This window comes from Streptomyces sp. 3214.6, assembly GCF_900129855.1.
Lineage (GTDB): Bacteria > Actinomycetota > Actinomycetes > Streptomycetales > Streptomycetaceae > Streptomyces > Streptomyces soliscabiei.
Genome location: NZ_LT670819.1, coordinates 2,714,206 through 2,733,951, shown reverse-complemented (window position 1 = coordinate 2,733,951; position 19,746 = coordinate 2,714,206). Strand labels below are relative to the sequence as shown.

Below are 19,746 nucleotides of genomic sequence, written 5' to 3'. Positions count from 1 at the left end.
GTCTCGTTACCGCCCTCAGCCCTTGCCGCCGACGGCCGGAGTATCCGCGTACTCCACCTTCAGGTTGCCGATCTCGACCTCGATCGCCTCGTCGGTCTTCAGCTGGTCGTTGCCCGCCTTCTCCAGCAGAGCCGAGAGCTTCCCGCAGCGCGCGCTCACGTTCTTGACGTAGGTCTCCCACGAGTCGTGGACGTCCTTCTGGGCCACCGCGGTCAGGCAGCCGGCGTCCTCGCCAAGGCCCTTCTGCCCGTCCGTCAGCTTGCCCAGCGCCTTGCTGATGTCCTCGCGGAGCGAGCCGACGTCCTGACCGGCCTTGGACCAGGCGGGCTTGTTCGACACCAGCGTGCCGGTGCCACCGCCCGGGTCGAGCGGTACGTGGTTCAGTTGCATCTGGGCCGCGTGCTGCTCGGCCGCCGCACTTTTGAGCTGCTCCCACTCTTCCCACGCCACGCGTGAACCCCTTCCCCGTGTCCCCGTGTCCCCGTGAAACCCGTCCGCTGGACGGGACAGTTACGCCCGCTCCCAGCAGCCAGATCCGTGAACTCGGTTCAAGTGAGTTCACGGATCTCACCATACTTTCCACAACTCACCCCGCACGGCTTGACGGCGGGTGAAGCTAGGCCCGCCAACTACGCCCGCTCATCCGTCCCTTCCGGCACCCACCCCACCTGCACCAACGGCTTCCCCCGCCGCCGCGACACGAAGACCCCCCGCCCCGCAGGCATCGGACGAGGCCGTACGCCCCCCAGGAGGTCCCCCTCCCCGGGGTCGCCCGCCAACACCACGCCCTGGGCGCCCAGTTCCTTGATGCGCTGCATGAACGCCTCGTACGACGCCCGTCCCGCGCCCGCCGTCGACCGGGCCACGATGAACCGCACGCCCACGTCCCGGGCGAACGGCAGCAGTTCCGTCAGTCCGGCCAGCGGATTGCCGCTCGACGTCGCCACCAGGTCGTAGTCGTCGATGACGACGAACACGGTCGGCCCCCGCCACCAGCTCCGGTCCCGGAGCTGCTGTGCCGTCACGTCGGCCGTCGGCGTCCGGCGCTTCATCAGGTCGGCCAGAGCTGCCATGTGATGCTCCATGGCGTTGGACATCGGGATGTACTCGGCCAGGTGGGAGGACGGGGTCACGTCCAGCAGGGAGCGCCTGTTGTCGACGACGAACAGCTTGCACTCGTCGCCCGAGTACCGCTCCGTCAACTGCTTGATCAGCAACCGCAGCAGGTTCGACTTGCCGGACTCGCTCTCGCCGAAGACGAGGAAGAACGGGTCCTGCTCGAAGTCGACGTAGACGGGTTCGAGGGCGTTCTCGTCGAGGGCGAAGGCGACGCCGCGGCGCGGGAACCGGCTCCCCGGCGGCAGCGAGGCGGCCGGGAACTCGCGCGGCAGCAGCCGTACTTCGGGAGCCGGCGGGGCCTGCCAGTGCCGGGCGACCTCCGTGGCCAGCGCCTGGGTGGCGTCGGACAGGTCGGTGTCGGAGGTGAGGCCGTCGATCCGCGGCACCGCCGCCATGAAGTGCAGCTTCTGCGGGGACTGGCCGCGGCCCGGAACGCCCGCCGGGACGTTCGCGGCGACCTTGCGGTCGATCTCGGAGTCCATCGTGTCGCCGAGCCGCAGCTCCAGGCGGTTCATCAGATGGTCCTTGAGAGCGGCCCTGACCTCCATCGAACGCGAGGCGGTCAGCACCAGGTGGATGCCGTAGCCGAGGCCGCGCGCCGCGATCTCGTGGATGATCTGGTCCATCGCCTCGTAGTCCGCGCGGAAGTTGCCCCACCCGTCGATGACCAGGAAGACATCGCCCCACGGCTGGTCCGTCACCGAGATGTCGCCCCGCGCCCGCCTGGCCCGGAAGTCCGCGATCGACGGGATTCCGGCCGAGCGGAAGTACTCCTCGCGGCGGGTCAGCACGCCGTACACCTCGGCGACCGTGCGCCGCACCCGCTCCGGGTCCAGCCGCGAGGCGATCCCGCCGACGTGTGGCAGGCCGGCCACCGTCGCCATGCCGCCACCGCCGAAGTCGAGGCCGTAGAACTGGACCTCGTGCGGTGTGTGGGTGAGGGCGAACGCCGAGATCAGCGTGCGCACCAGCGTCGACTTGCCGGACTGCGGGCCGCCGACGATCTGCATGTGGCCCGCCGCGCCGGAGAAGTCCACCCAGAGGGAGTCGCGGCGCTGCTCGAACGGCTTGTCGACCAGACCGACCGGCACGACCAGCCGGCCCGCGCCCTCGTAACCGGGCTGGGTGAGTCCGCGGCCCTGCACGGCGGTGAGCCCCGGCAGGAGCGCGTCCAGCGACGGCGGGCTGTCCAGCGGCGGGAGCCACACCTGGTGCGCCGCCGGGCCCTGCGCCTCCAGCCGGCGCACGATCACGTCGAGGACGGTGTCGGCGAGGGCCTCGTCGACCTCGGGAACGTCCCCGGAACGCAGTTGCTGCGGCACGGCCGCGTACCGCACCGGCACCTCGGCCGAGGTGAACAGCACCGGCCGTCGGTCCACCGGCAGTGGGCCGCCGCCCGCCGCCGCCCGCTGACCGCCCGAGCGGTAGACCCCGGACACGTACGCCGCCTTGAACCGCACCATTTCGTCCGTGCCGAACTTCAGGAAGCCCGAACCCGGCACGTTCGGCAGCGAGTACGCGTCGGGCACGCCCAGCGCCGCCCGCGACTCCGCCGCGGAGAACGTGCGCAGACCGACGCGGTACGACAGGTAGGTCTCCAGGCCGCGCAGCCGCCCCTCCTCCAGACGCTGGGAGGCCAGCAGCAGGTGCACGCCGAGCGAGCGGCCGATCCGGCCGATCTGCACGAACATCTCGATGAAGTCCGGCTTCGCCGTCAGCAACTCGCTGAACTCGTCGATCACCAGGACCAGGGAGGGAATCGGCTGCAGGGCCGCGCCCGCGGCCCGCGCCTTCTCGTAGTCGTGGATGTTGGCGTAGTTGCCCGCGTCCCGCAGCAGCTCCTGACGGCGGTTGAGCTCGCCCCGGATGGAGTCGCCCATCCGGTCGACCAGCGTCAGGTCGTCCGCCAGGTTGGTGATCACGGCCGCCACGTGCGGCATCTGCGCCATGCCGGCGAAGGTCGCGCCGCCCTTGAAGTCGGCGAGCACGAAGTTCAGGGTTTCGGAGGAGTGGGTGACGGCCAGGCCCAGCACCAGGGTGCGCAGCAGCTCGGACTTGCCGGAGCCCGTCGCGCCCACGCACAGCCCGTGCGGCCCCATGCCCTCCTGCGCCGCCTCCTTCAGGTCCAGCATCACCGGACGGCCGTCCTCGCCCACCCCGATCGGCACCCGCAGCCGCTCCGCCAGCGAACGCGGCCGCCAGGTGCGCGACGGGTCCACGGACGCCGCGTCCCCGAGGCTCAGCAGGTCGGTGAACTCCAGGTTGGCCAGCAGCGGTTCGTCGTCGTCCCCGCCGGAGGCCATCCGCAGCGGGGCGAGCTGCCGGGCGAGCGCCGCGGCGGACTCCGGCGAGAGGGCGTCGGGCGTCCCCTCGTAGACGGCCCCGTGCGCCGACTCCAACCGCAACGCGCCGGGCAGTACGACGATGTCCAGCTCGCCGCCCGCCCCGGTGAGCTCCCCGGGGACGATCTCGAGCACCGTCACCCCCTGCAGCCCCTCGGGGTTGGCCAGGACAGAGTCCGGGGGCAGCGAAACGCCGTCCAGGACGACGACGATGTGCGGTTCGTCGGGCAGCGGCGCCGCGTTCGGATGGAACCGCGGCCGGCCGGCGAGCCGCGCCCCGAGCAGCTGCTCCAGCCCACGGGTGTCGGCGCCGATCAGCCTGCGGCTGCCCGCCCCGTCCACGGCACCGGCGGCCTGGACGTGCGGCAGCCACTTCGCCCAGTCCCAGTGCGGCAGTTCCTCCCGGCCCGCCGCGACGACGAGGACCAGGTCCTGAGGCGAGTGCAGCGCCGCCAGCGAACCGGCCAGGGCACGGGCGCAGGAGCGCGCCGACTGCGGCTCACCGCTGACCGTGACGTGGTAGAAGGCGCGCAGCGACACGGCCATCGGCAGGTCGTCCAGGCTGTCGTGGACGGCGATGAAGCGCTGCAGGGCGCCCGCCGTCAGCGGCTCCAGCTGCTCCACCGGGCCGGTCTCGGGGGCGAGCAGCGGGGTGGCCAGCGCCTGGACGCCCAGGCCCACGCGGACCTGGGCGAAGTCCTCGTCCCCGGGCCGCCGTTCCCACACCCGGCTGCCCTCGGCGACCAGCGCCCACAACTGCTCGGGGGAGGGGTGCAGGTAGTACTGAGCGTCCCGCTGGGCCCGCGCGGTGTCGAGCGCGGTGCGCCGGGTCTGCGCCAGATAGCCCAGGTAGTCCCGGCGCATGTCCGCCAACTGCCCCTGCGAGCCGCGGCGGAAGCGCACCACCATCGCGATCGACATCGCCACCGTCGAGGCGATCATGACCATGCCCATGATCCTCATGAACGGCTGCCCGCTCGTGAAGAAGAAGACCACCGAGCCGCCCATGCCGAGCGTCGGCAGCAGTTGCATCAGCACGCTCTCCTGATGCCCCCGCGGCAGCTCCGGCGGAGGCTGCAGCACGACCTCGCCCATGGGTACCTCGGACGGCAGCGCCCGTGGCGGACGCTTCACGACGATATGGCTCACTGCTCACCAATCCCCTTGCGAGGCCCCCGAAGTACCGTCCGCCACCCCGTGTCAGGCGGACGCAGGCCGCCGCGTGATCCTACTGACTGACCCTGCGACCGGGGGGCGGTAGGGTGCCGGATGTTCGCGTGAGCACACCCGCGGGCGGCCCGGCGCACGCACCGGAGCGGGACGCCACACCGCACTTTCACACCGTCGACGCGGAACCATCACTGAGGGGGAGCAGCAGGTGAGTATCGCGGCCTCCGCGGCAGCCACCGGAGAAGGGCGCGGCAACGGAACCGCTCCCGCGGCGGCGACGGGGCTCGGCTTCTGCCGGGTCACCATCGTCGCCCCCGACAGCCGGATCGACGTGGCACTGCCCGACGACGTCCCCGTCGCCGACATCTACCCGGAGATCCTCAGGCTCTCCCGGCAGAGCCCCGCCGAGGGCGCCCCGGTCGGCTACCACCTCGTCCGCCGGGACGGCGCCGTCCTCGACAGTTCACGCTCGTTCGCCGCCCAGCACATCCTCGACGGCGAACTCCTCACCCTGCGCCCCTTCGCCGAGTCGCTGCCGCCCGCCGTCTTCGACGACGTGTCCGAGGCGGTCGCCTCCGCCGTGACGCGCGAGCACACCCTGTGGAACGGCGACCTGACCCGCGCCGCAGGCCTCGTGGGCGGAGGCGTCCTGCCGGCCCTGCTCGCCTTCGTGGCCTGGACCGGCGACCCGCACCACGACATGAACAGCCTGCCCGGCGTTCTCGCCGCGGTCGTCGGCGTCCTGCTGGTCGCCCTCGCCTGTGTCCGGGCCCGCGTCTACGACGACCGCGGCTCCGCCGTCGCCCTGGGACTCGGCGCCCTGCCAAGCGTGGCGGTCGCGGGCTCCGGGCTGCTCCCGCTCTCCGACGGCCAGGGCATCGGCAAACTCCAGTTCCTGCTGGCCTGCGCCGCGGTCCTGCTGGCCTCGGTGCTGCTCACCCTGTGCTCCCCCCGCGGCGACGGCCCCTTCGTCGCCTTCGTCGTCGCCTCCGGCGCGGGCCTGGCGGCGGTGTTCACGGCGACCCTCGCGCACTGGACCCCGGCCGAGACCGCCGCCCTGTGCGCGCCCGTCGGCGTGGGCGCCCTGGCCTTCCTGCCCGGCCTGTCCATGCGCTTCGCCCGCCTGCCGATCGGCTTCGACACCCCGGACTCCGGTACGCGCAGCGCCTACGGCACCGACCCCGCCCCCCGCGAGCCGGTCGACGCCGAGCGGATCGCCGCCCAGGCCCGCCGCGGCCACGAACTGCTGGTGGGCCTGGTCGGCGGCTGCGCGGTGATCACGGTCGGCGCCTGCACGGTCCTCGGGTTCTCCGACGACGTCTGGGCCCAGCTCCTCGCGCTGGCCACGGGCATCGCCCTGCTGATGCGCGCCCACCTCTTCCGCTACACCGCCCAGGTCGCGCCCGTGCTGGCCGCGGGCCTCGCCTCCCTCGTCCTGCTCGGCCTCGGCCTGGCCCTCGACCCGCCCCACTCGGCGATCCGCGCCGCCCTCACGGGCGACCGCGCCGACCTGGACATCCGTACGATCTGGCTCGTCGCCGCGATCGCCGCGGCCTCCGCGATCGTCACCGCCGTCGGCCTGATCACCTCGCGCGGCGGTCTCACGCCGTTCTGGGGCCGGTTCACGGAGATCGCCGAGGGCTTCGTCCTGCTGACCCTCGTACCGCTGGCCCTGGCCGTCTTCGACGTGTACGCGACCGCCCGCTCGATGACCGGCTGACCCGCGGGCCGAGCACGAAGAAGCAGCCGCGACGATCGCTGTCACGGCTGCTCCACCGGTCCACCGCTGTGCGCCCCCGTTTCCGGGCGCCCGCGTTTCCGGCCGACCGCGCTACTCCGCCGCCAGACCCCCGTTGTGCGGCGCCGGCTCCAGATCGAACTCGCCGTCCCGGGCGCCCAGCACGAACGCCCGCCACTCCGCCTCGGTGTACCGCAGCACCGTCTCCGGGTCGAGCGAGGACCGCATCGCCACGGCCCCGTCGGGCAGCTCGGCGATCTCGACGCGCTCCTCGTGCTCCTCCGTGCCCGGAGCGCACTTCCACTCGACGCCGGAGATGTCGAGCGCGTACAGCTCGTCCCGCTCCCGCTCCTTGCGCGCCTTGATCTGCTCTTCCGTCTCCGCCATGCCGCAACGGCCCCTTCCCGACGTACGAAAACGATCTGTGCGCTCACCCTAGTGGCCGCCTCCGCGCCGGCCCCCGGCTTTCGCGGACCCGTGCGAGAGCGCCCCCAGCTGCCTGGTACCCTCAATGACGGCCGTTTGTGTACGCACCCCCGGAAGAACCCTCAGGCACTCCCTGAAGGCTCTGGAGGTCGCGCCCAGCGGATCCCCGCCTCCCGAGTAACGGAAGCTCCCCCGAGACACAGACCGGGGGCACTCGGTGGCCCTGAAAAGACTACGAGGAGTACGCGTGCCGCTCGACGCCGCTACGAAGAAGCAGATCATCACCGAGTTCGGCCAGAAGGAGGGCGACACCGGCTCCCCCGAGGTCCAGGTCGCCATGCTGTCGCGCCGGATCTCGGACCTGACCGAGCACCTCAAGACCCACAAGCACGACCACCACTCCCGTCGTGGTCTGCTGATCCTGGTCGGTCAGCGTCGCCGCCTGCTGCAGTACCTCGCCAAGAAGGACATCCAGCGCTTCCGTGCGCTGGTCGACCGCCTCGGCATCCGCCGCGGTGCGGCGGGCGCCAAGTAGGACGCCGTGAGGGGAGCGGTTCCCGTGATCATCGGGACCGCTCCCCTTTGCTGTACGCACGACAGGACGCATGGCAGGGGCCGTCGTACACCCCGCCTTCGTGCGGAAACGTGCGGAGTGTCACCAACGCTTTGTAGTGTGGTAGCACAACGCAATACGTACGACACAGCGTGATGACGTGTACTCGCTGCGGGTAAACGTCACCACGCAACACCGAACGAGGAGAAGCGCACCTCACCGCCGCCGGTCCTCGGTAGTGGCCCCCGGGAAAGAGATCCCCGGGTGCTTCGATCGAAGACCGGCCCGCACCGCACGGCGCGCCTCTCCACAACCGTCCCCCTGCCACACGGGCAGAGCGCGGGACGAAGACGAGGAGAAAACGCTAGTGGAGAACGAGACCCACTACGCCGAGGCCGTCATCGACAACGGCTCCTTCGGCACCCGCACCATCCGCTTCGAGACGGGCCGCCTGGCCAAGCAGGCCGCCGGCTCCGCCGTGGCGTACCTGGACGACGACACCATGGTGCTGTCGGCCACCACCGCATCCAAGAACCCCAAGGACCAGCTCGACTTCTTCCCCCTCACGGTGGACGTCGAGGAGCGGATGTACGCCGCCGGCAAGATCCCCGGCAGCTTCTTCCGCCGTGAGGGCCGGCCGAGCGAGGACGCGATCCTCACTTGCCGCCTCATCGACCGCCCGCTGCGCCCGTCCTTCAAGAAGGGCCTGCGCAACGAGATCCAGGTCGTCGCCACGATCATGGCGCTCAACCCCGACCACCTGTACGACGTCGTGGCGATCAACGCCGCCTCCGCGTCCACGCAGCTGGCCGGTCTGCCCTTCTCCGGCCCGATCGGCGGCGTCCGCGTCGCGCTGATCAACGGCCAGTGGGTCGCGTTCCCGACGCACACCGAGCTCGAGGACGCCGTCTTCGACATGGTCGTCGCGGGCCGCGTCCTGGAGGACGGCGACGTCGCGATCATGATGGTCGAGGCCGAGGCCACCGAGAAGACCATCCAGCTGGTCAAGGGCGGCGCCGAGGCGCCGACCGAGGAGGTCGTCGCCTCCGGTCTGGACGCCGCGAAGCCCTTCATCAAGGTGCTCTGCAAGGCCCAGGCCGACCTCGCCGCCAAGGCAGCCAAGCCCACCGGCGAGTTCCCGGTCTTCCTCGACTACCAGGACGACGTCCTGGAGGCGCTCACCGCCGCCGTCCGCCCGGAGCTGGCCTCCGCGCTGACCATCGCGGGCAAGCAGGAGCGCGAGGCCGAGCTGGACCGCGTCAAGGGTCTGGCCGCCGAGAAGCTCCTGCCGGAGTTCGAGGGTCGCGAGAAGGAGATCTCCGCCGCGTACCGCTCGCTGACCAAGTCCCTGGTCCGTGAGCGCGTCATCAAGGAGAAGAAGCGCATCGACGGCCGCGGGCTGACGGACATCCGTACGCTCGCCGCCGAGGTCGAGGCCATCCCGCGCGTGCACGGCTCGGCGCTGTTCGAGCGTGGCGAGACCCAGATCCTGGGCGTCACCACCCTCAACATGCTCCGCATGGAGCAGCAGCTGGACACCCTCTCCCCGGTGACCCGCAAGCGCTACATGCACAACTACAACTTCCCGCCGTACTCCGTCGGCGAGACCGGCCGCGTCGGCTCCCCGAAGCGCCGCGAGATCGGCCACGGCGCCCTCGCCGAGCGCGCCATCGTGCCGGTCCTGCCGACGCGCGAGGAGTTCCCCTACGCGATCCGTCAGGTGTCCGAGGCCCTCGGCTCCAACGGCTCGACGTCCATGGGCTCGGTCTGCGCCTCCACCATGTCGCTGCTGAACGCCGGTGTGCCCCTGAAGGCCCCCGTCGCCGGCATCGCCATGGGCCTGATCTCCCAGGAGATCAACGGCGAGACGCACTACGTCGCCCTCACCGACATCCTCGGTGCGGAGGACGCCTTCGGCGACATGGACTTCAAGGTCGCCGGCACCAAGGAGTTCGTCACCGCCCTCCAGCTCGACACCAAGCTGGACGGCATCCCGGCGTCCGTCCTGGCCGCGGCCCTCAAGCAGGCCCGCGACGCCCGCCTCCACATCCTCGACGTGATGATGGAAGCGATCGACACGCCGGACGAGATGTCCCCCAACGCCCCGCGGATCATCACCGTCAAGATCCCCGTGGACAAGATCGGCGAGGTCATCGGCCCCAAGGGCAAGATGATCAACCAGATCCAGGAGGACACCGGCGCCGAGATCACGATCGAGGACGACGGCACCATCTACATCGGTGCCCAGGTCGGCTCGCAGGCCGAGGCCGCCCGCGCCACGATCAACGGCATCGCCAACCCGACCATGCCGGAGGTCGGCGAGCGCTACCTGGGTACCGTCGTGAAGACGACGACCTTCGGCGCGTTCGTGTCGCTGCTCCCGGGCAAGGACGGTCTGCTGCACATCTCGCAGATCCGCAAGCTCGCCGGCGGCAAGCGCGTGGAGAACGTCGAGGACGTCCTCGGAGTGGGCCAGAAGGTCCAGGTCGAGATCGCCGAGATCGACTCCCGCGGCAAGCTCTCCCTGATCCCCGTGGTCGAGGGCGAAGCCGAGTCCGACAGCGGCTCCGCCGCGGGTGACGACGACAAGAAGGACGACACCGACAAGTGACGTCTCGTAGCTCCACGGCGACGGCCCGCACCTCTTCGGAGGCGCGGGCCGTCGCCCGTACCCAAACCCTGATCAAGGGCACGGCCGGCATCGGCGTCGTCCGCAAGACCACCCTGCCGGGCGGCCTGCGGATCGTCACCGAAACCCTCCCCTCGGTGCGCTCGGCCACCTTCGGTATCTGGGCGCACGTCGGCTCCCGCGACGAGACGCCGTCCCTGAACGGCGCCACGCACTACCTGGAGCACCTCCTCTTCAAGGGGACGACCCGCAGGTCCGCGCTGGACATCTCCTCCGCGCTCGACGCCGTCGGCGGCGAGATGAACGCGTTCACCGCGAAGGAGTACACGTGCTACTACGCGCGCGTGCTCGACACGGACCTGCCGCTCGCCATCGACGTCGTCTGCGACATGCTGACCGGCTCGCTCATCCTCGAGGAGGACGTCAACGTCGAGCGCGGCGCGATCCTCGAAGAGATCGCGATGACCGAGGACGACCCCGGCGACTGCGTGCACGACCTCTTCGCCCACACGATGTTCGGCGACAACGCCCTCGGCCGCCCGGTCCTCGGCACCGTCGACACGGTCAACGCCCTCACCGCCGACCGCATCCGCCGCTTCTACAAGAAGCACTACGACCCCACCCACCTCGTGGTCGCGGCCGCCGGCAACATCGACCACAACAAGGTCGTACGCCAGGTCCGGGCGGCCTTCGAGAAGGCGGGCGCCCTCAACAGCCCCGACGCCGCACCCATCGCCCCGCGCGACGGACGGCGCGCGATCCGCACGGCCGGCCGCGTCGAGCTGATCGGCCGCAAGACCGAGCAGGCGCACGTCGTCCTCGGCATGCCCGGCCTGGCCCGCACGGACGACCGCCGCTGGGCTCTCGGCGTGCTCAACACGGCCCTCGGCGGCGGCATGTCGTCCCGCCTGTTCCAGGAGGTCCGTGAGAAGCGCGGCCTGGCCTACAGCGTGTACTCGTACACCTCCGGCTTCGCCGACTGCGGCCTCTTCGGCGTGTACGCGGGCTGCCGGCCGTCCCAGGTCCACGACGTGCTGAAGATCTGCCGGGACGAACTCGACCAGGTCGCCGAGCAGGGCCTGTCCGACGACGAGATCGGCCGCGCCATCGGCCAGCTCAGGGGCTCCACGGTCCTCGGCCTGGAGGACACCGGCGCGCTCATGAACCGCATCGGCAAGAGCGAGCTGTGCTGGGGTGAGCAGATGTCGGTCGACGACATGCTGACCCGGATAGCGGCCGTGACCCCGGACGAGGTGCGGGCCGTGGCCCGCGACATCCTGGGCCGACGCCCGTCGCTGTCGGTCATCGGCCCGCTCAAGGACAAGCAGGCCTCCCGGCTGCACGACGCTGTGGCCTGATCCACTCCCGTAAGGAAACGACAACGATGAGCAAGCTGCGCGTGGCGGTCCTCGGCGCCAACGGCCGGATCGGTTCCGAGGCGGTACGGGCGGTCGAGGCCGCCGAGGACATGGAGCTGGTGGCCGCCCTCGGCCGCGGCGACAAGCTTCGGACGCTGACCGAGACCGGCGCCCAGGTCGCGGTCGAACTGACCACGCCCGCCTCGGTCATGGACAACCTCGACTACTGCGTAGGCCACGGCATCCACGCCGTGGTCGGCACGACCGGCTGGACCGACGAGCGCCTCGCGCAGCTCAGGGGCTGGCTGGCCGACTCCCCGGAGACGGGCGTGCTCATCGCGCCCAACTTCTCCATCGGGGCCGTCCTGACCATGAAGTTCGCCCAGATCGCCGCCCCGTACTTCGAATCCGTCGAGGTCGTCGAACTCCATCACCCCAACAAGGTGGACGCCCCGTCCGGCACCGCCACCCGCACCGCCCAGCTCATCGCCGAGGCCCGTCGCGAGGCGGGCACGGCCCCCGCGCCCGACGCCACGGTCACCGCCCTGGACGGCGCGCGGGGGGCCAGCGTGGACGGCATCCCCGTGCACGCCGTCCGCCTGCGCGGCCTGCTGGCCCACCAGGAGGTCCTGCTGGGCGGCGAGGGCGAGACCCTCACGGTCCGCCACGACTCGCTGCACCACAGCAGCTTCATGCCGGGCATCCTGCTGGGCGCCCGCCGGGTCGTGACGACGCCGGGCCTCACCTTCGGCCTGGAACACTTCCTGGACCTCGGCTGAGACCGAGACCGACATGCGAGCCAAGCTCTCCTACGCCCTCACGGCAGCCGTCCTGGTCTTCTACTTCGTCCTGGTCGGCAGCCGCGGCGTCATGCTCATACAGTCCGGCACGCTGCTGACCGTCACCTTCGGTGTGGCGGTGCTGATCCTGCCGGTCATCGGCGTCTGGTTCCTGTGGAAGAACACCCAGTTCGTCCGCCGGGCCAACGCCCTCGCCGCCGAACTCGACGCCGAAGGCGGCCTGCCCGTCGACGAGTTGAAGCGCACCCCGGGCGGTCGCGTCGACCGCGACTCGGCCGACGAGGTCTTCGCCAAGCGCAAGGCCGAGACCGAGGCGGCCCCAGACGACTGGCGCAGCTGGTTCCGCCTCGCCGTCGCCTACCACGACGCCCGCGACACCCCGCGCGCCCGCAAGGCGATGCAACGGGCGATCAGCCTGCACGACGGCAAGCACATCGAGCCGGCCTGAGCCGCCCACCGACGAAGGGGCCGACCCGCACCTGTGGCGGACCGGCCCCTTCGCACGTGTGCGCGGAATCAGTCGCGCCGGTTCTCCGCGGCCCATGCCTCGACCGCGTCCGACGCCCGGTCGAACGCCTCGGGGCGCGACAGGAAGTCCGCCCCGTGCGTGGTCAGCAGCGGCGCGCCCGCCTCGGCGGGCCGATCCCGCCGCACGATCGTCAGGGCCTGGCCCTGGACGGTCCGCGGCAGCCCCAGCCAGCGCACCGGCTGCTGCACGGTCCGCACGGCCACGACCCGGTCCCAGGACAGCGTGCGCGTGAAGAGGAAGCCCACGTGCCGCAGCCCACGGTCGCTCACCCACACGCCCACCCGCAGCAGCCGCAGCGCGCAGGCGATCACCAGCAGGGAACAGCCGAAGACCGCGCCGGCCTCCGACACCGACCCCGTCAACGCGATGATGACGGCAGCGAACAGCACGTACGAGGCGAGCAGCAGCGCCAACGCGGCCACGCCGACCCGCCAGGGCCCGGGCCGGTAGGGGCGCCGCCAGCGCTCACGGTCGTCGAAGGGCAACGCGACGTCCTCCGCCGCCTCGAACGCGCGGTCGGCCGTCAGGAAGGGCAGGGGCACGGCTGGTCCTCACTCGATCCATGCTGGGGCTGTGCCCGGTGAGGCTATCCGCCTGTGTCCCCGCTCACCACTATCAGGGGTCCGGATGGCGTCAGCGCCCGTGGGACGCCTGTGACTGCTGTGTCTCGGAGGAGTGGTCCAGGCTCAGCGCCGGCATGCCGATGACCAGGGAGCCGACGAGCGCGGCCACGATGGTGAGCCCCAGCAGCCACCGCCCGGCTATCTGACTCACGGAGGACCGCTCGGGAGGCGGGGGAGCGACATTGCTACGGAACCTGTCGGCCTCGGCGAGGAAGGCGAAGGGTACGGGTTCACGCCGGCGGAACATGGTGGGTACTTCCTCCTGGGAGCTTTCGAGTGGACGCTGTCACTGGACGTCGTCACTGGACGTCGTCACTGATACAGACGAGCGAGTGCCCGAAAACGTGCCCAATATCAGCAGACGTCCCACACGAATCTCGCGGCATGCCCGTGACCGTCCGGCTCAACGGCCCCCGTAAAGTTGGCGCCGCTCCGAAGACGCGATGGAAGGACCCTCCGCACCGTGACCGACACCCCAGCCGATGACCTCAAGCCCGGCTTCCGCAGTGATGTCACCGTCGAGCTGATCAAGCACACGGCCTCCGACGCCGACGTGCTGTTCGCCGCCCGCGTCTCCACCGCCGGGGAGCAGTCGCTGGACGAGCTGGGCAAGGACCCCGAGCGCTCCAAGGGGCTGATCAACTACCTGATGCGGGACCGGCACGGCAGCCCGTTCGAGCACAACTCGATGACCTTCTTCATCAGCGCCCCGATCTTCGTCTTCCGCGAGTTCATGCGGCACCGCGTGGGCTGGTCGTACAACGAGGAGTCGGGCCGCTACCGCGAGCTCCAGCCGGTCTTCTACGTCCCCGACGCCTCCCGCAAGCTGGTCCAGGAGGGCCGCCCCGGCAAGTACGTCTTCGTCGAGGGCACCCAGGCCCAGCAGGAGCTTGTCGGCCGCACCATGGAGGACTCCTACCGCCAGGCCTACGAGGCCTACCAGGAGATGCTCGCCGCCGGCGTCGCCCGCGAGGTCGCCCGCGCGGTCCTCCCGGTCGGCCTGTTCTCCTCGATGTACGCCACCTGCAACGCCCGCTCGCTGATGCACTTCCTGGGCCTGCGCACCCAGCACGAGCTGGCGAAGGTCCCGTCCTTCCCGCAGCGGGAGATCGAGATGGTGGGCGAGAGGATGGAGGCGGAGTGGGCCAAGCTCATGCCCCTGACGTACGCCGCCTTCAACGCCAATGGCCGCGTCGCGCCCTGAGGGGCGTTACGGAGTCGAGCGACGGAGACGTATGTACGGATCATCCGGGCGAAGTGTCCGTATTGCGGCATTTGGAGAAGTTCATCTAGCCTGATCAAACGGACCCGGCACTGCTTGAACCCCCGAGCAGGCAGTGCCGGGCTCCTTCTTTGTCATGACTTTTCCACACCCCCCGAAGGCAGACCCGACGGCGAGCAACGAGTAGCGTGTTACCCATGGCTCCGACCTCCACTCCGCAGACCCCCTTCGGGAGGGTCCTCACCGCCATGGTCACGCCCTTCACGGCGGACGGCGCACTCGACCTCGACGGCGCCCAGCGGCTCGCCACCCACCTGGTGGACGCAGGCAACGACGGCCTGATCGTCAACGGCACCACCGGTGAGTCACCCACCACCAGCGACGCGGAGAAATCGGACCTGGTACGAGCCGTCCTGGAGGCCGTCGGAGACCGCGCCCACGTGGTCGCCGGCGTCGGCACCAACGACACCCACCACAGCGTCGAGCTGGCCAAGGCCGCGGAGCGGACGGGCGCGCACGGCCTCCTGGTCGTCACCCCGTACTACAACAAGCCCCCGCAGGAGGGCCTCTACCGCCACTTCACGGCCGTCGCCGACGCCGCCGACCTACCGGTCATGCTCTACGACATCCCCGGCCGCAGCGGCGTCCCGATCAGCACCGAGACACTCGTCCGCCTCGCCGAGCACCCGCGGATCGTCGCCAACAAGGACGCCAAGGGTGACCTGGGCCGCGCGAGCTGGGCCATCGCGCGCTCCCGCCTCGCCTGGTACTCCGGCGACGACATGCTGAACCTGCCGCTGCTCTCCGTGGGCGCGGTCGGCTTCGTCTCCGTGGTCGGCCATGTGGTCACGCCGGACCTGCGCGCCCTCGTCGAGGCGTTCACCGCCGGTGACGTCCAGAAGGCCACCGAGATCCACCAGAAGCTGCTCCCGGTCTACACGGGCATGTTCCGCACCCAGGGCGTCATGACGACGAAGGCGGCGCTCGCTCTGCAGGGCCTGCCCGCCGGCCCGCTGCGCTCGCCCATGGTCGAGTGCTCACCCGAAGAGATCGAACAGCTCAAGATCGATCTTGCCGCGGGCGGGGTACAGCTCTGACAACAGACTTCACAACTGAATAGGCAGGCCACCGGTGCCTGCAATCCACAACGACAACTGCTTCTGCACGAACGTCATGCGCGCCACGTGCCCACCGGTACGTGGCGCGCGTGTTTGAGGAGAGTCTTTTGAGTCATCCGCATCCCGAACTCGCCCCGCCCCCGCCGCTCCCCGCGGGAGGCCTCCGGGTCACCCCACTCGGCGGCCTCGGCGAAATCGGCCGGAACATGACGGTCTTCGAGTACGGCGGCCGTCTGCTGATCGTCGACTGCGGTGTGCTGTTCCCCGAGGAGGAGCAGCCCGGAATCGACCTGATCCTTCCGGACTTCTCGTCCATCAGGGACCGCCTCGACGCCGTCGAGGGCATCGTCCTCACCCATGGCCACGAGGACCACATCGGCGCCGTCCCCTATCTCCTGCGGGAGAAGCCGGACATCCCACTGATCGGCTCCAAGCTGACTCTCGCGCTCATCGAGGCCAAGCTCCAGGAGCACCGGATCCGCCCGTACACCCTCGAGGTGGCGGAGGGGCACCGCGAGCGCATCGGCCCGTTCGACTGCGAGTTCATCGCCGTCAACCACTCGATCCCGGACGCCCTCGCGGTCGCCATCCGCACACCGGCGGGCATGGCCGTCCACACGGGCGACTTCAAGATGGACCAGCTCCCGCTGGACGGCCGTCTCACGGATCTACACGCGTTCGCACGTCTGAGCGAGGAAGGCATCGACCTCCTTCTCTCCGACTCCACGAACGCCGAAGTCCCCGGTTTCGTGCCGCCCGAGCGGGACATCTCCAACGTCCTGCGCACAGTTTTCGCGGGCGCCCGCAAGCGGATCATCGTGGCGAGCTTCGCCAGCCACGTCCACCGCATCCAGCAGATCCTGGACACGGCGCACGAGTACGGCCGCCGGGTCGCCTTCGTGGGCCGCTCGATGGTCCGCAACATGGGCATCGCCCGTGACCTGGGCTACCTCAAGGTGCCGCCGGGTCTGGTCGTGGACGTCAAGACCCTCGACGACCTTCCGGACCACGAGGTGGTCCTGGTCTGCACGGGCTCCCAGGGCGAACCGATGGCGGCCCTGTCCCGCATGGCCAACCGCGACCACCAGATCCGCATCGTCCCCGGCGACACGGTGATCCTGGCGTCGTCGCTCATCCCCGGCAACGAGAACGCGGTCTACCGCGTGATCAACGGACTGACCCGCTGGGGTGCGCACGTCGTCCACAAGGGCAACGCCAAGGTCCACGTCTCGGGCCACGCGTCCGCGGGCGAGCTCCTGTACTTCTACAACATCTGCCGCCCGAAGAACCTGATGCCGGTGCACGGCGAATGGCGCCACCTGAGGGCCAACGCCGAGCTGGGCGCCATGACCGGCGTCCCGCACGACCGCATCGTCATCGCCGAGGACGGCGTCGTCGTCGACCTCGTCGAGGGCAAGGCCAAGATCTCCGGCAAGGTCCAGGCGGGTTACGTCTACGTCGACGGCCTCTCGGTCGGTGACGTCGGGGAGCCGGCCCTGAAGGACCGGAAGATCCTGGGCGACGAGGGCATCATCTCGGTCTTCGTCGTCGTGGACTCCTCCACCGGCAAGATCACCGGTGGCCCGCACATCCAGGCCCGCGGCTCGGGCATCGAGGACTCGGCCTTCTCGGACGTCGCCCCGAAGATCGCCGAGGTCCTGGAACGCTCGGCCCAGGACGGCGTGGTCGAACCCCACCAGCTGCAGCAACTCATCCGCCGCACCCTGGGCAAGTGGGTCTCCGACACCTATCGCCGCAGGCCGATGATCCTCCCGGTCGTGGTCGAGGTCTGAGCGACGTACGGCCAGCCGTACGCGTGAACCTGGAGCGGGGCTCCCCGATTTGCATCGGGGAGCCCCGCTCCAGTACGTTTACGTCTCCGCCTGAACGGGAACCCGGGAGCTTCACGCCCCCGGAAGCAGTCCCCGGGAGGGGCCGGGAAAACCGACTCAGAACTTCTGATAAAGTCGGAACCGCCGGAAAGGGAAACCGCGAAACGAAAAACGCGGAGAACCTGGAAAGCACCGAGGAAATCGGATCAGAAAAAGATCTGATAGAGTCGGAAACGCAAGACCGAAGGGAAGCGCCCGGAGGAAAGCCTGAGAGAGTCTCTCGGGTGAGTACAAAGGAAGCGTCCGTTCCTTGAGAACTCAACAGCGTGCCAAAAATCAACGCCAGATATGTTGATACCCCGTCCCCGGCAGTGATAGCCGAGGATGAGGTTCCTTTGAAAAAACACAGCGAGGACGCTGTGAACGGCCGGGCTTATTCCGCCTGGCTGTTCCGCTCTCGTGTGTGTGCACCGGATTACCGGTAAACATTCACGGAGAGTTTGATCCTGGCTCAGGACGAACGCTGGCGGCGTGCTTAACACATGCAAGTCGAACGATGAACCACTTCGGTGGGGATTAGTGGCGAACGGGTGAGTAACACGTGGGCAATCTGCCCTTCACTCTGGGACAAGCCCTGGAAACGGGGTCTAATACCGGATACCACTTCCACTCGCATGGGTGGGGGTTGAAAGCTCCGGCGGTGAAGGATGAGCCCGCGGCCTATCAGCTTGTTGGTGAGGTAATGGCTCACCAAGGCGACGACGGGTAGCCGGCCTGAGAGGGCGACCGGCCACACTGGGACTGAGACACGGCCCAGACTCCTACGGGAGGCAGCAGTGGGGAATATTGCACAATGGGCGAAAGCCTGATGCAGCGACGCCGCGTGAGGGATGACGGCCTTCGGGTTGTAAACCTCTTTCAGCAGGGAAGAAGCGAAAGTGACGGTACCTGCAGAAGAAGCGCCGGCTAACTACGTGCCAGCAGCCGCGGTAATACGTAGGGCGCAAGCGTTGTCCGGAATTATTGGGCGTAAAGAGCTCGTAGGCGGTCTGTCGCGTCGGATGTGAAAGCCCGGGGCTTAACCCCGGGTCTGCATTCGATACGGGCAGACTAGAGTGTGGTAGGGGAGATCGGAATTCCTGGTGTAGCGGTGAAATGCGCAGATATCAGGAGGAACACCGGTGGCGAAGGCGGATCTCTGGGCCATTACTGACGCTGAGGAGCGAAAGCGTGGGGAGCGAACAGGATTAGATACCCTGGTAGTCCACGCCGTAAACGGTGGGAACTAGGTGTTGGCGACATTCCACGTCGTCGGTGCCGCAGCTAACGCATTAAGTTCCCCGCCTGGGGAGTACGGCCGCAAGGCTAAAACTCAAAGGAATTGACGGGGGCCCGCACAAGCAGCGGAGCATGTGGCTTAATTCGACGCAACGCGAAGAACCTTACCAAGGCTTGACATACACCGGAAACGGCCAGAGATGGTCGCCCCCTTGTGGTCGGTGTACAGGTGGTGCATGGCTGTCGTCAGCTCGTGTCGTGAGATGTTGGGTTAAGTCCCGCAACGAGCGCAACCCTTGTTCTGTGTTGCCAGCATGCCCTTCGGGGTGATGGGGACTCACAGGAGACTGCCGGGGTCAACTCGGAGGAAGGTGGGGACGACGTCAAGTCATCATGCCCCTTATGTCTTGGGCTGCACACGTGCTACAATGGCCGGTACAAAGAGCTGCGAAACCGTGAGGTGGAGCGAATCTCAAAAAGCCGGTCTCAGTTCGGATTGGGGTCTGCAACTCGACCCCATGAAGTCGGAGTTGCTAGTAATCGCAGATCAGCATTGCTGCGGTGAATACGTTCCCGGGCCTTGTACACACCGCCCGTCACGTCACGAAAGTCGGTAACACCCGAAGCCGGTGGCCCAACCCCTTGTGGGAGGGAGCTGTCGAAGGTGGGACTGGCGATTGGGACGAAGTCGTAACAAGGTAGCCGTACCGGAAGGTGCGGCTGGATCACCTCCTTTCTAAGGAGCACTTCTAGGCAGCCGCGAGGTTGTCCAGAGGCCAGTACATCGGCGTACGTCCGATGCTGGTTGCTCATGGGTGGAACGTTGATTATTCGGCATTCTCAGTCATCTCGGGCTGTAAGTACTGCTCTTCGGAGCGTGGAAAGCTGATCACGAGTGGCGGGGGTGCCGGGCACGCTGTTGGGTGTCTGAGGGCACGGCCGTGTGGTCGTCCTTCTGATGCCGGCCCCAGTGAACTCCAGCCTGTTGGTTGGGGGTGATGGGTGGCTG

At 69.0% G+C, this 19,746-nt stretch carries 14 protein-coding genes and 1 rRNA gene; 10 read left to right on the top strand and 5 right to left on the bottom strand.

Annotation, left to right across the window (positions count from 1 at the left end):
- Positions 1-15 precede the first annotated feature (15 nt).
- The gene (locus B5557_RS12120; protein WP_079659131.1) at positions 16-450 is read right to left on the bottom strand and encodes a hypothetical protein; all 435 of its coding nucleotides are present in this window, start codon (positions 448-450) and stop codon (positions 16-18) included.
- Between the two features lie 179 nt (positions 451-629).
- Positions 630-4,610 carry a type VII secretion protein EccCa gene (gene eccCa, locus B5557_RS12115; protein ID WP_079659130.1) on the bottom strand — a complete coding sequence of 1,327 codons (3,981 nt, stop codon included), beginning with the start codon at positions 4,608-4,610 and terminating at the stop codon, positions 630-632.
- 229 nt (positions 4,611-4,839) lie between these two features.
- Between eccCa and eccD the strand changes: the two genes are divergently transcribed.
- On the top strand, positions 4,840-6,351 hold the full coding sequence (gene eccD / locus B5557_RS12105; RefSeq protein WP_173877669.1) for a type VII secretion integral membrane protein EccD: 1,512 nt from the start codon (positions 4,840-4,842) through the stop codon (positions 6,349-6,351).
- Between the two features lie 111 nt (positions 6,352-6,462).
- Here eccD and B5557_RS12100 read toward each other — a convergent pair whose 3' ends face one another.
- A complete protein-coding gene (locus tag B5557_RS12100; protein WP_079659129.1) occupies positions 6,463-6,756 on the bottom strand; it encodes a DUF397 domain-containing protein in 294 nt (97 codons plus the stop codon).
- A 286-nt stretch (positions 6,757-7,042) separates the two neighbouring features.
- Here B5557_RS12100 and rpsO point away from each other — a divergent pair, with 286 nt between their 5' ends.
- From rpsO to B5557_RS12075, 5 genes are all read left to right on the top strand, one after another.
- A complete protein-coding gene (gene rpsO / locus B5557_RS12095; protein ID WP_003993372.1) occupies positions 7,043-7,330 on the top strand; it encodes a 30S ribosomal protein S15 in 288 nt (95 codons plus the stop codon).
- A gap of 385 nt (positions 7,331-7,715) precedes the next feature.
- Positions 7,716-9,959: a polyribonucleotide nucleotidyltransferase gene (locus tag B5557_RS12090; protein ID WP_079659128.1), complete on the top strand. Its 2,244-nt coding sequence runs from the start codon at positions 7,716-7,718 to the stop codon at positions 9,957-9,959.
- On the top strand, positions 9,956-11,335 hold the full coding sequence (locus B5557_RS12085; RefSeq protein ID WP_079659127.1) for a M16 family metallopeptidase: 1,380 nt from the start codon (positions 9,956-9,958) through the stop codon (positions 11,333-11,335). Before B5557_RS12090 ends, B5557_RS12085 begins: the two co-directional genes overlap by 4 nt.
- 26 nt (positions 11,336-11,361) lie before the next feature.
- Positions 11,362-12,114: a 4-hydroxy-tetrahydrodipicolinate reductase gene (gene dapB / locus B5557_RS12080; protein WP_079659126.1), complete on the top strand. Its 753-nt coding sequence runs from the start codon at positions 11,362-11,364 to the stop codon at positions 12,112-12,114.
- Between the two features lie 13 nt (positions 12,115-12,127).
- Positions 12,128-12,583: a hypothetical protein gene (locus B5557_RS12075; RefSeq protein ID WP_079659125.1), complete on the top strand. Its 456-nt coding sequence runs from the start codon at positions 12,128-12,130 to the stop codon at positions 12,581-12,583.
- Between the two features lie 68 nt (positions 12,584-12,651).
- On the opposite strand, the gene B5557_RS12070 is transcribed toward B5557_RS12075, so the two are convergent.
- Together B5557_RS12070 and B5557_RS12065 are read right to left on the bottom strand one after the other, a co-directional pair.
- Positions 12,652-13,206: a hypothetical protein gene (locus tag B5557_RS12070; RefSeq protein ID WP_079659124.1), complete on the bottom strand. Its 555-nt coding sequence runs from the start codon at positions 13,204-13,206 to the stop codon at positions 12,652-12,654.
- Between the two features lie 91 nt (positions 13,207-13,297).
- Positions 13,298-13,534 carry a hypothetical protein gene (locus B5557_RS12065; protein ID WP_079659123.1) on the bottom strand — a complete coding sequence of 79 codons (237 nt, stop codon included), beginning with the start codon at positions 13,532-13,534 and terminating at the stop codon, positions 13,298-13,300.
- A 216-nt stretch (positions 13,535-13,750) separates the two neighbouring features.
- On the opposite strand from B5557_RS12065, the gene thyX reads away from it, so the two are divergent.
- The 4 genes from thyX (at position 13,751) to B5557_RS12040 (ending at position 19,473) form a co-directional block, all read left to right on the top strand.
- On the top strand, positions 13,751-14,491 hold the full coding sequence (thyX, locus tag B5557_RS12060) for an FAD-dependent thymidylate synthase (RefSeq protein ID WP_079659122.1): 741 nt from the start codon (positions 13,751-13,753) through the stop codon (positions 14,489-14,491).
- 215 nt (positions 14,492-14,706) lie between these two features.
- Entirely contained in the window at positions 14,707-15,606 is a 900-nt protein-coding gene (gene dapA / locus B5557_RS12055) for a 4-hydroxy-tetrahydrodipicolinate synthase (RefSeq protein ID WP_079659121.1), read from the top strand.
- A gap of 128 nt (positions 15,607-15,734) precedes the next feature.
- Positions 15,735-17,420: a ribonuclease J gene (locus B5557_RS12050; protein ID WP_079659120.1), complete on the top strand. Its 1,686-nt coding sequence runs from the start codon at positions 15,735-15,737 to the stop codon at positions 17,418-17,420.
- 527 nt (positions 17,421-17,947) lie between these two features.
- Positions 17,948-19,473, top strand: a 16S ribosomal RNA gene (locus B5557_RS12040).
- Positions 19,474-19,746: the final 273 nt, after the last annotated feature.